This is a genomic window from Mammaliicoccus fleurettii, assembly GCF_003970575.1.
In the GTDB taxonomy this organism is placed as follows: domain Bacteria; phylum Bacillota; class Bacilli; order Staphylococcales; family Staphylococcaceae; genus Mammaliicoccus; species Mammaliicoccus fleurettii.
Window position 1 is genome coordinate 1 of sequence record NZ_RXWZ01000063.1, and the last position, 13228, is coordinate 13228.

Annotated in this window: 10 protein-coding genes; all 10 read left to right on the forward strand. The window is 32.1% G+C overall.

All coding sequences use genetic code 11. From position 1 onward, the window contains the following. The first annotated feature begins 210 nt into the window (after positions 1–210). Positions 211–2193 (forward strand): excinuclease ABC subunit UvrB, encoded by a 1983-nt coding sequence (uvrB, locus tag CD129_RS05410; RefSeq protein ID WP_115337704.1) that lies wholly within the window; start codon positions 211–213, stop codon positions 2191–2193. A 5-nt stretch (positions 2194–2198) separates the two neighbouring features. Next, on the forward strand, positions 2199–5033 hold the full coding sequence (uvrA, locus tag CD129_RS05415; RefSeq protein WP_115337703.1) for an excinuclease ABC subunit UvrA: 2835 nt from the start codon (positions 2199–2201) through the stop codon (positions 5031–5033). 16 nt (positions 5034–5049) lie between these two features. Then, positions 5050–5376, forward strand: coding sequence for an SHOCT-like domain-containing protein (locus CD129_RS05420; protein ID WP_107508977.1), 327 nt, complete (start codon positions 5050–5052; stop codon positions 5374–5376). 473 nt (positions 5377–5849) lie between these two features. Then, positions 5850–6782 (forward strand): HPr(Ser) kinase/phosphatase, encoded by a 933-nt coding sequence (gene hprK / locus CD129_RS05425; protein ID WP_078357399.1) that lies wholly within the window; start codon positions 5850–5852, stop codon positions 6780–6782. Then, complete coding sequence (gene lgt / locus CD129_RS05430; protein WP_078357400.1) at positions 6782–7600, forward strand: prolipoprotein diacylglyceryl transferase; 819 nt, start codon at positions 6782–6784, stop codon at positions 7598–7600. Before hprK ends, lgt begins: the two co-directional genes overlap by 1 nt. An 18-nt stretch (positions 7601–7618) precedes the next feature. Beyond that, positions 7619–8101, forward strand: coding sequence for an acyltransferase (locus CD129_RS05435; protein WP_107508976.1), 483 nt, complete (start codon positions 7619–7621; stop codon positions 8099–8101). A gap of 8 nt (positions 8102–8109) precedes the next feature. Then, positions 8110–9546, forward strand: coding sequence for a tetratricopeptide repeat protein (locus tag CD129_RS05440; protein WP_078357402.1), 1437 nt, complete (start codon positions 8110–8112; stop codon positions 9544–9546). Positions 9547–9609: 63 nt separating this feature from the next. Continuing rightward, positions 9610–10557 carry a thioredoxin-disulfide reductase gene (gene trxB, locus CD129_RS05445; protein WP_078357403.1) on the forward strand — a complete coding sequence of 316 codons (948 nt, stop codon included), beginning with the start codon at positions 9610–9612 and terminating at the stop codon, positions 10555–10557. A 720-nt stretch (positions 10558–11277) separates the two neighbouring features. Further along, complete coding sequence (rapZ, locus tag CD129_RS05450; protein WP_078357404.1) at positions 11278–12183, forward strand: RNase adapter RapZ; 906 nt, start codon at positions 11278–11280, stop codon at positions 12181–12183. Beyond that, positions 12180–13166 carry a gluconeogenesis factor YvcK family protein gene (locus CD129_RS05455; RefSeq protein WP_078357405.1) on the forward strand — a complete coding sequence of 329 codons (987 nt, stop codon included), beginning with the start codon at positions 12180–12182 and terminating at the stop codon, positions 13164–13166. The genes rapZ and CD129_RS05455 overlap by 4 nt, the downstream gene beginning before the upstream one ends. Positions 13167–13228: the final 62 nt, after the last annotated feature.

Here is a 13228-nt window from a genome sequence, read left to right on the forward strand (position 1 = left end):
CTATTAGATGTTGTAAGTTTAGTAATAGGTTTTTATATAGTGGATTCACTCGAAATCGATAAAATTGAATCAAGATAGAAAAGAGGATTAATCAATATGATTTTTCCTCTTATTTGTATTTAATAAACAATTAAACGAACAAATGTTTGGTCATTTTTACAAATTTTTGATAAAATATATTTATATATTACAAAATTCAAGGAGGTTACTATGCAGCATTATCCTTTTAAAATACATTCAGATTATTCACCTCAAGGAGATCAACCTGAAGCAATAAAATCACTCGTTAAAGGTATAAAAGGTGGAAAAAGACATCAAACATTATTAGGTGCAACAGGAACAGGTAAAACGTTCACTATGAGTAATGTTATTAAAGAAGTTGGAAAACCAACACTTATAATTGCACATAATAAAACATTGGCTGGCCAATTATATAGTGAGTTTAAAGAATTCTTTCCTGAAAATAGAGTTGAATACTTTGTAAGTTATTATGATTATTATCAACCAGAAGCATATGTACCTCAAACAGATACATTCATAGAAAAAGATGCATCAATTAATGATGAAATAGATAAATTACGACATTCTGCTACAAGTGCATTATTTGAACGAGATGATGTTATTGTTATAGCGAGTGTCAGCTGTATTTATGGTTTAGGTAACCCAGAAGAATATAAAGATTTAGTTGTAAGTACACGTGTAGGAATGGAAATGGAACGTAATGAATTATTAAGAAAGCTTGTCGATAACCAATATTCAAGAAATGATATCGATTTTAGACGCGGTACTTTTAGGGTAAGAGGAGATGTAGTTGAAATATTTCCTGCATCAAGAGATGAATTATGTGTGAGAGTTGAATTTTTTGGTGACGAAATTGACCGAATTAGAGAAGTGAACTATTTAACGGGTGAAGTTATTGCTGAAAGAGAGCATTTTTTATTTTATCCGGCATCTCACTTCGTAACTCGTGAAGAAAAGATGAAAGAAGCAATTGAACGTATTGAAAAAGAACTTAAAGAACGATTAGAGGATCTTAGAAAAGATAATAAATTATTAGAAGCACAACGTTTAGAGCAAAGAACGAATTATGATTTAGAAATGATGAGAGAAATGGGATTTTGCTCAGGAATTGAGAACTACTCAGTTCATTTAACTTTAAGACCTAAAGGGTCAACACCGTACACTTTAATGGATTATTTTGGTGATGATTGGCTTGTTATGATTGATGAATCACATGTTACGATTCCTCAAATTAGAGGGATGTATAACGGAGACCAAGCTAGAAAAGGTGTTTTGGTTGAACATGGATTTAGACTACCAAGTGCGTTAGATAATAGACCACTTAAATTTGAAGAATTTGATCAAAAAACAAAACAACTCGTTTACGTTTCAGCAACTCCAGGTCCTTATGAAATTGAACATACTGATGAAATGGTTGAACAAATCATTCGTCCTACTGGATTGTTAGATCCGATAATAGAAGTTAGACCAAGTGAAAATCAAATTGATGATTTAATGGCTGAAATTAATGAACGTGTCGAAAGAAATGAACGCGTATTAATTACAACATTAACGAAAAAAATGAGTGAAGACTTAACGACTTATTTGAAAGAAGCGGGTGTCAAAGTAAATTACTTACACTCTGAAATTAAAACATTAGAACGAATAGAAATTATTCGAGATTTAAGATTGGGTGTTTATGATGTATTAGTCGGTATAAACTTGCTTCGTGAAGGTTTAGATATACCTGAAGTATCATTAGTAACTATTTTAGATGCCGATAAAGAAGGTTTCTTAAGATCAGAACGTTCACTTATACAAACAATTGGACGAGCAGCACGTAATGATAAAGGTAAAGTAATTATGTATGCAGACAAAATTACTGATTCAATGAGAACGGCATTAGATGAAACTAATAGAAGACGTGAAACACAACAAGCCTATAACGAAGAACATGGTATTACACCACAAACAATTAATAAAAAAATTCGCGATGTAATCTCAGCAACTGTAGATACAGATGAAGTAAACGAAAAAGATAAGAAAAAAGCACCGAAGAAACTTACGAAAAAAGAAAGAGAAAAGACAATCGAGCGCATAGAGAAAGAAATGAAAGATGCAGCGAAGGATTTAGACTTCGAGCGTGCATCTGAATTACGAGACATACTATTTGAATTAAAAGCAGAAAGGTGACTGAGATGAAAAATAAATCCATCATCGTAAAAGGTGCAAGAGCACATAATTTAAAAGATATAGATATTGAAATACCAAAAGATCAACTTATTGTTATGACTGGTTTATCAGGTTCAGGAAAGTCATCATTAGCGTTTGATACAATTTATGCTGAAGGTCAAAGAAGATATGTTGAATCTTTAAGTGCCTATGCTAGACAATTTTTAGGGCAAATGGATAAACCAGATGTAGATTTAATTGAAGGTCTATCTCCGGCAATATCAATAGATCAAAAGACTACAAGCAAAAACCCTAGGTCAACGGTAGCAACGGTAACAGAAATATACGATTATTTAAGATTGTTATATGCCAGAGTTGGTAGACCAATTTGTCCCAACCATGGTATTGAAATTAAATCACAAACTGTACAACAAATGGTCGATCAAGTTATGGAGTTAGAAGAAAGAACTAAAATACAAATTCTGTCTCCAATAGTTTCAGGCCGTAAAGGTACGCATAAAAAATTAATCGATGACATTGCTAAAAAAGGTTATGCAAGATTAAAAGTTGATGGTGATATTTTAGATGTAGACGATGTTCCAGAACTAAATAAAAATAAAAATCATTCAATTGATGTTGTAATAGATAGACTGGTTATTAAACCGGGGATAGAAGCGAGATTAGCTGATTCATTACAAACAGCATTAGAATTAGCTGAAGGAAATGCAATTGCAGATATTATTGATGGTGATGAAATTAAATTTTCTGAACATCATGCATGTCCTATTTGTGGATTTTCGGTAGATCAATTAGAACCTAGAATGTTCTCATTTAATAACCCATTTGGTGCTTGCCCATCTTGTGATGGATTAGGTAGTAAATTAACTGTAGATATAGATTTAGTTGTACCAGATAATACTTTAAGTTTGAATGAGGGAGCTTTATTACCTTGGCAACCAATTAGTTCGAATTATTATCCAACTTTATTAAAACAAGCATGTGAACATTTTAAAATTGATATGGATAAACCTTTTAATAAGCTAACTAAAAAAGAAAAGAACATCATCTTACGCGGACATGAAGATGAAATTGAATTTAAATTTAATCAAGATTATGGCGTTAAAACTAATCGAACGAGAACAATGGCTTTTGAAGGTGTGTTAAATAACATTGAAAGACGTTATCATGATTCACCATCAGAATACGTAAGAGAAGTAATGCAAAAATATATGGTCGAAAAAACATGTGAAACATGTGATGGCTATCGATTAAATGAAAAAGTTTTATCAGTTAAAATTGATGGACAACATATTGGTGAAGTTGTGAGATATTCAATTTATAAGGCAATTGAACACTTTGATCATTTGAATTTAGATGAAAGAGAACAAAAAATTGCTAAACTGATTTTAAAAGAAATACATGAAAGATTATCATTCCTAAATAATGTTGGTTTAGAATACTTAACATTGAATCGTGCTTCAGGAACACTATCAGGTGGTGAAGCGCAACGTATCAGATTAGCAACACAAATTGGATCAAGATTGTCTGGTGTATTATATGTGTTGGATGAGCCTTCAATTGGGCTTCATCAAAGAGACAATGATCGTTTAATAGATACATTGAAATCCATGAGAGATATGGGTAATACTTTAATCGTTGTTGAACATGATGAAGATACAATGAAAGCTGCAGATTATTTAGTCGATATTGGTCCGAAAGCTGGGGTCCAAGGTGGTCAAGTTGTTGCGAGTGGTACACCAGAAGAAGTAATGAACAATGAAAATTCATTAACTGGTCGATATTTAAGTGGTAAAGAAAAAGTATTTGTACCTTCAGAACGAAGAAAAATAACAAAACGAAAAATATCTGTTAAAGGTGCTTCAAGTAATAACTTGAAAAATATTGATGTGGATTTCCCATTGTCAGTATTGACATGTGTTACGGGTGTTTCAGGTTCAGGTAAAAGTTCATTAGTAAATGAAGTATTATATAAAGGGTTACAAAAACAATTGTATAATACTAAAACAAAACCTGGTGCTCACAAATCTATCAAAGGTGTTAAAGAAATAGAAAAAATTATAGACATCGACCAATCTCCAATTGGTAGAACACCACGTTCGAATCCAGCAACATATACAGGCGTGTTTGATGACATTAGAGATGTGTTTAGTCAAACTAATGAAGCAAAAGTTAGAGGCTATCAAAAAGGTAGATTTAGTTTTAATGTTAAAGGTGGCCGTTGTGAAGCTTGTAAAGGTGACGGAATTATTAAAATTGAAATGCATTTTCTACCAGATGTATACGTACCATGTGAAGTTTGTGATGGAAAAAGGTATAATAGAGAAACATTAGAAGTAACTTACAAAGGAAAAAGTATTTCTGATGTGTTAGAAATGACTGTAGAAGATGCTTATCACTTTTTTGAAAGTTTACCGAAGATAAATAGAAAGTTAAAAACTATCGTTGATGTTGGTCTAGGATATGTTAAATTAGGCCAACCAGCAACAACATTATCAGGCGGTGAAGCACAACGTGTTAAACTAGCATCAGAGCTTCATAGACGCTCAAACGGTAAGTCGTTATACATTCTTGATGAACCAACAACTGGTTTGCATGTAGATGATATTAAACGCTTGTTAAGTGTATTGAATAGACTTGTTGAAAATGGTGACTCTGTCATAATTATAGAACATAATTTAGATGTCATTAAAACAGCTGACTATATCATTGACTTAGGTCCTGAAGGTGGAGATGGTGGTGGTGAAATTATCGCAACTGGAACACCAGAAGATATAGTGAAAGTAGACGCATCTTATACTGGTAAATATTTAAAACCGATCCTAGAGAGAGATCGAACATAAACCGGGAGGGAATTATATGAACGAAGTACAATTAAAGATATTAGACCTTATTGAAAGTGGTAAAGTAACAGTAGATGAAGCGGTGAAATTACTTGAAGCAACTTCAAATAATCAAAAGAATGCTTCAGCTTTCACGAGTAAATCTAAAGAAAATGTAGAAAATTTATTTGAAGATTTGTTGAGTAAAGTTAAAACAACTGCTAAATCAGGTAAAACTGAATTTGATAAACAGTTTAACGATAGAGAAACAACTGACCAAGACCCAATACAGCAACTAGACGAATCTTTAAAAAATATTATAAGATCATTCAATAAAAATAATGATCAAAATACTGGTATTTAATCAATAATCAAAGGGACACTGGTCCTTTTCACAAGTAAATTCTCCCAGTCTGTTATATATTTAATGGACTGGGAGAATTTTTGTGTATTGAATACTAAATAATGCTCCTTAGATAGTTCTAACTGGCAAAATTCTGAATAGTGCTCCTTAAAAAGTTCTAACTGGCAAAATTTTGAATAATGCTCCTTAGAAAGCTCTAACTGGCAAAATTCTGAATAGTGCTCCTTAAAAAGTTCTAACTAGCAGAATTCCGAATAATGCTCCTTAGAAAGTTCTAACTGGCAAAATTCTGAATAGTGCTCCTTAAAAAGTTCTAACTGGCAAAATTCTGAATAGTGCTCCTTAAACAGCACCACATACGGACATTACTCAGAATTATGTTCTATTAAAGATACTGTCCTAATATTTATAATGATTGCAGTTATTGTTAAAGTTCATTAGAATTAATATATATTAACCTAGAGGTGAACCCTATGATATCAAGTAGTAAATTAATAGAACAATTTAATATGGAAGTCCTTGCAGGTAAAGTAGGACTACATCGTAAAATAACTGAGACTGATTTATCACGCCCAGGCTTAGAGATGGCGGGGTATTTTTCGCATTACTCATCTGACCGAATTCAAGTATTAGGTACAACTGAATTATCTTTTTATAATTTATTACCAGATGAAGAAAAACAAGGTAGAATGGCTAAATTATGTCGTCCTGAAACACCAGCAATTATTATTACGCGTGGATTAGATGCTCCAGAAGAATTAATCCAAAGTTGTAATGAGACCAATACACCGCTTCTAAAAAGTGAATCTTCAACGACGAAATTAATGGGGCAAGTAACAGGATATTTAGAAAGAGAATTAGCTCCTGAAACTTCTTTACATGGTGTATTAGTTGATGTGTATGGTGTTGGTGTTCTTATTACAGGAGATAGTGGTGTTGGTAAAAGTGAAACTGCACTAGAACTTGTAAAACGTGGTCACAGACTTGTAGCAGATGATAATGTCGAAATTAAAGAAATTAATAAGAATGAACTAATTGGGAAAGCACCAAAAATAATTGAACATCTGCTTGAAATAAGAGGACTTGGCATTATTAATGTTATGACTTTATTTGGAGCTGGATCTATATTAATGGAGAAAAGAATTAAGCTGAATATTAATCTTGAAACTTGGAATAAAGAAAAGATTTATGACCGAGTTGGATTAAATGAAGAAACTTTAAAAATATTAGATTCTAAGATTACTAAGAAAACCATTCCTGTTAGACCGGGTAGAAACTTAGCTGTTATTATCGAAGTTGCTGCAATGAATTATCGATTAAACAACATGGGTATTAATACGGCAGAGGAATTTAATAATCGACTTAATGCAGAAATTTTGAAAAATGCACGTAAGGAGAATGAATAATGGGTGTGTTAGGTATTGACCCAGTAGCGGTACAATTAGGACCTCTAGCAATAAGATGGTATGGCATCATTATTGCTTCAGGTATCTTAATCGGCTATCTATTAGCTCAAAGAACGGCGAAAAAAGTTGGAATAAAGGAAGAAACATTAATTGATTTAATTATTTGGTGCGTTGTTATGGCAATAATATGCGCAAGGATTTATTATGTAGCATTTGAGTGGGGTTATTATAGTCAGCATTTAGTAGAGATACCACTTATTATGAACGGCGGAATTGCAATTCATGGTGGGTTAATTGGAGCGTTTATAACTGGATTCATAATATGTAGAATGAAAAATTTATCATTTTTCCAAATGGTTGATATTGTGGCACCAAGTATTATATTGGCACAAGCTATTGGTAGATGGGGAAATTTCATGAATCAAGAAGCACATGGTGGTCCTGTATCACGTAGTTTCCTTGAAGATTTACATATACCAGAATTTATAATTAACCATATGCAAATAGATGGTATTTATTATCATCCAACATTCTTATACGAATCTGTCTGGAATATAGTTGGTTTTATTTTATTATTATTAATACGTCCACAATTGAAAATTGGTGAGACTTTCTTTGCTTATTTAATTTATTATTCAATTGGTAGGTTCTTTATTGAAGGTTTAAGAACGGATAGTTTAATGCTTACAGAAAGCTTGAGAATCGCTCAAGTGATTTCGATTGTTATCATTGTAGTTTCAATAGCATGTATTATTTATAGAAGAATACGTTATAATCCGAAAAAATTCAGAGATGTTAAAGGTTATTATCATAACTAAACTGAAAGAAGTGTTTATGTGAGAGCATTAAAAACTAAAAAAGTATCTGGGGCAAACCCATTATGGAAAATGTACGAAACAATACGTTTTATAAAAGTTTTGAAAAATGTTATTATCATTGAACTTAGTAGATATATGCCGAGTGTTAAATGGAAGCATTTTATATACAGAAAAGGGTTGAATATGAAAATTGGTCAAGAGACAGCTTTTGCATTTAAAGCTACACCTGACATCATGTATCCAGAGTTAATCACAATCGGTGAAAATTGTATTATAGGTTACAACGCTACCATTCTATGTCATGAATATTTAGTAGAAGAATATAGAATTGGGAATGTGAATATAGGGAACAATGTATTAATCGGAGCAAATGCAACGGTACTAGCAGGTGTTAATATAGGGAATAATGCGGCTATTGCTAGTGGGACAATCGTTACGAAAGACGTTCCCGATGGCATGATGGCATATGGTAATCCTATGCAACTTAAACAGAGGTGGTGAGTTAATCGTTGGGAGACAATTCAAATATAATACATGTAAAGTTTGATAAAGACTTTTACTATCATAAGGCAATGGAAAAAATGAGAGAACAAGAATATGTATATGCTGAGTCTTTATTTAAAAAAGCACTTGAACAATCACCTGATGATTTTGTAATTATACCACCTTATACTGAGTGTCTAGTGGAACTTAACCAAACTACAAGAGCAGAAGAAATGATGTATGATCAAATAGCAAAAGATAATTATGTTACAGATTATTATTTTTATTTGAGTCAAATGTTTATAAAGACGAACGAACCTAATAAAGCATTTTTATTTGGGCTTCGCTATGTAACAGAAGAAGATGATCAAGATTATTTTGAAGAAATGATTCAAATGTTCGAAGTGAAGTATGATAATCAAACGGTCGTTGAAGAAGAGGCTGAAAGATTTGTAATTCAACATATTTTTCAATATTTATTTGCAAATGGTAGGCTACAAGAAGCAAATGATTATATAGAAAGACAACGTGCAACAATTCAAGAAGACAAACATATCATGAATTTAAAAGCGATGTCGATGCTTTATAATAATCAATATGAAGAGGCTGAAGCGTTACTTCAAACGATATTGGAAGATAATCCGTCAGATATATATGCTTTATGTCATATGACTTTATTGTTATACAATACGGAACAGTTAGAACGCTTTCAACAATATTTAAAGCAATTAAGTAAATTACATCCAATTAACGATGAGGAATCCTTCAAGTTAGGTGTTGTTCTAAGCTATTTAGGAAGACACAAGCCTTCAAATGAGTTGCTCGTTCCACTTTTGAAAAAAGCACAAGCTTCAATGCCACAACTTCATCATGCATTAAGTTATAACTACTACCATTTAGGCTTTGAAGAAGAAGCAAAAAGACATTGGCAAAAATTTGAAGATAGTGTACAATATCATAGTCAATTACCACCTTGGAAAATTGATGAACTTAAAGAAATGTTAGATAGCCATGTATTACCGTTATTAAAAGATGAAGACTACAGGTATAGATTGTATGGCATATTTTTAATAGGTCATATGAAGCACCGTGAACTTGTAATGTCACATGAATTATGGGAAGTCTTAGAAAGTCTACCTGACTATGAAAGGTTATATATAACGTATACTTTTCAAAATCTGCATCTCAATAAATTAGGTTTTATTGATAAAGGTATGAAACTCATTGAACAATCAGAATATCAACATTATGGGAAAGAATTATTTGTATCATGGATTGAGCATGCTGAGATGTTAATAGCAGATAATGAATCAATAGAACAAGTTGATCATTATGTAGCAGCCTCAGTTTATATTTATTTGAAAATGTTAAATATAAAAGTAACAAAAAAAGAAATTAAAAATTCATTCAATATAACGACGTATCGCTTAAATAAAGCAATCGATGCTATAGTGAGCATATAGTTATACTTAATAAAAATATTGATGTACAATTTTACTGAATTAATAAGAGGAGGCAGTTTATAAATGACTACACAAGTAGATTATGATGTAATTATAGTTGGAGCAGGCCCTGCAGGAATGACAGCTGCTGTTTATGCTTCAAGAGCAAATTTATCAACTGTAATGATAGAGCGCGGTATGCCAGGTGGACAAATGGCAAATACAGAAGATGTAGAAAACTTCCCAGGATTTGATTTAATTACAGGTCCAGATTTATCAACTAAAATGTTTACACATGCCCAAAAATTTGGTGCTAAATATGAATATGGGGACATAAAAAATATAGAAGATAAAGGTTCTTATAAAGTTGTTAATATGGGAGACAAATCATTAACAGCGCACGCTATCATTATTGCAACAGGTGCAGAATACAAAAAAATCGGCGTTCCAGGTGAACAAGAACTAGGTGGCCGTGGTGTAAGTTATTGTGCAGTATGTGACGGTGCATTCTTTAAAGGTAAGAACTTATATGTAATTGGTGGCGGAGACTCAGCAGTAGAAGAAGGTATATTCTTAACTAAATTCGCTGACAAAGTTACAATCGTTCATAGAAGAGATGAGTTAAGAGCTCAAAAAATCATTCAAGACCGTGCATTTAAAAATGAAAAAATTGATTTTATTTGGAATACAACATTAAAAACAATCAATGAAAAAGATGGTAAAGTAGGATCTGTTACTTTAGTTTCTACTGAAGATGGTACTGAAACAGAACATCAAGCTGATGGTGTGTTTATTTATATTGGTATGAAACCATTGACTAAACCATTTGAATCATTAGGTATATTGAATGAGAACGGTTATATTGAAACAAATGACGAAATGGAAACTAACGTACCTGGTGTATATGCAGCAGGCGATGTTCGTGAAAAAACATTACGTCAAATCGTTACAGCTACTGGTGATGGTAGTATTGCAGCACAAAATGCACAAGCATATATTGAATCACTTGAAGACGAAGAACAATTAATATAATTAATAAAGAGCAGGAATTCATTATTAAAATTGAATTCCTGCTTTTATTTTTTATGAAAATCATTGTGGCAACTATAGACTTTGTTGGCATTTTTTATGCGCATGCTTACACTTCTCTCGACTTGTGTGAATATAAATACTCTTACTTACACTTCTACTGTCTTGTGTTAACATAGGCATCCTTAGTTACACTTCTTTCGACTTGTGTGAATACAGATATCCATGTTTACACTTCTCTTCACTTATGTGAATATGGACATCTTTACTTACACTTCTACTGACTTGTGTGAATATAGATACCCTTACTTACACTTTTTTCAATTTGTGTAAATATATATACTTAAGATTAATTGCCTTTGACATAAATGTCCTAGTATTTTAATGATAATCATTTAGCTAGCTCTTAGAAAAAACTGTTTTCTATATAAAAATAAATATTTCCAACGATTTTGTAGTGTGGACGCCTGAGGGAAAAGTATGCGAGAGAGACTACAGGCTCGAGCCATACTCCTAGGCAAGCATGCACGAACAAAATCGTAAGATATGCTTATTTATTTTGAGTTAGGATTTAAATCCCAAACACTTTTTATGTATGATTTTTCTTTTACTTGATATAGTTTAAAAAGGCGGGTATAGATTTAAATAGACCATTTATTTAATGTTTTTTATAGCATTATCATGTAAGATTAAGATACATATGATAGTTAAAGGAGAAGTGCTATGCAACTTACCGACAAAAGTAATGTAAAAAATGAATTGCTTGTAGTTACTGGTATGTCTGGTGCGGGGAAATCTGTCGCATTACAAGCATTAGAAGATTTAGGATATTTTTGCGTTGATAATTTACCTCCAATTTTATTACAAAAGTTTGTTGATTTAATGGATCAAGGTAACCCTTCTTTATCAAAAGTGGCAATTGGAATTGATTTAAGAGGTAAAGATTTCTTTGGTGACTTAAGAAAAGAATTGGATTTTATACAAAGTGAAAAAAGAGTTATCGTAGATATTATATTTTTAGAAGCAAGTGATAAAAAATTAATTTCAAGATATAAAGAAACGAGAAGAACCCATCCTTTAAGTGAAAAGGGTAGCTTATTATCTGCTATTGAAGAAGAAAGAGATCTCTTGAATGATATTAAAGGTATAAGCAATTTCGTAATAGATACGACTGAAATGAAACCGAAAGCTTTGAAAGAAGAGTTGAATGCAACATTTGAAAAAGATCCTTCTACAACATTCCAAGTAAGGGTGTTAAGTTTCGGTTTCAAACACGGAATGCCGATTGATGCGGATATCGTATTTGATGTAAGATTTCTACCTAACCCATATTATGTACAAGAATTAAGACCGTTGACTGGATTAGATGACGAAGTTTATCAGTACGTTATGAAATGGAAAGAAACAAATACATTTTATAAAAAGTTTAGTGACCTATTAATGTTTATGTTGCCAGGCTACAAAAAAGAAGGTAAATCTCAATTAACAATTGCAATTGGTTGTACAGGTGGTCAACATAGATCTGTCGCACTTGCAAAACGTTTAGGAGAAGATATTAAAGAAAACTTTGACTATGCTGTGTATACGTCACATCGCGATGCACATATTGAAAGTAAAAAGAAAAAATGAAAAAATTAAAAGTTGTATTAATTGGAGGCGGAACAGGTCTTTCTGTTTTAGCGAGAGGACTGAAACAGTTTCCAATAGATATTACAGCCATCGTAACGGTTGCAGATGATGGTGGTAGTACAGGTAGAATTCGTGATGTGATGGATATACCTGCTCCTGGAGATATAAGAAATGTGCTGGCAGCTCTAAGTGACACTGAACCTATGTTAGAAGAACTTTTTCAACATCGTTTTGAAGAAGAAAAATTTGGTGGACATTCAATAGGAAATTTATTATTAGCAGCAATGACAAATATTACGGATGATTTTGGTCATGCAGTTAAAGAGTTAAGCAAAATATTAAATATTAAAGGCCAAGTCATTCCATCAACAACTAAAAGTGTTGTATTAAATGCAGTAATGTCTGATGGTGAAATTATAGTAGGGGAATCTAATATCCCTAAAACATCTAAAAAAATTGAAAAAGTCTTTTTAACACCTGAAGATATTGAACCAATGAAAGAAGCCATTGATGCAATAGAAGAAGCGGATTTAATCGTTATGGGACCAGGATCACTATATACAAGTATAATACCTAATTTGATTTTAGATAAAGTTAAAGACGCTATTATACATACTGATGCTGAAAGGTTATATGTATGTAATCTTATGACTCAAAAAGGTGAAACAACTGGATATTCAGTTAGTGACCACGTGAAAGCTATTCATGATCATGTTGGCCAAGAATTTATCGATTTTGTAATCTGTCAAAATGAACGCTTTAATAAAGATATTTTAATGAGATATGAAGAAGAAGATGCAAAGCAAGTTCATTTTGATGGAGATAAATTAAAAGAGATGGGTGTACAATGCATACACGACAATAATTTAGTGAGCATTACGCCTCATCAATATATTAGACATAATAATAAAGTGCTTGCTCAACTTATATACGAAATAGCTTTACGAGAAATTAGTACAATACAATATAAGATAGACAAATAAATTTGAAATATAGAGGGTAGGATAATGACATCTTTTTTTAGAATGAGATTTCTGTCCCGCGC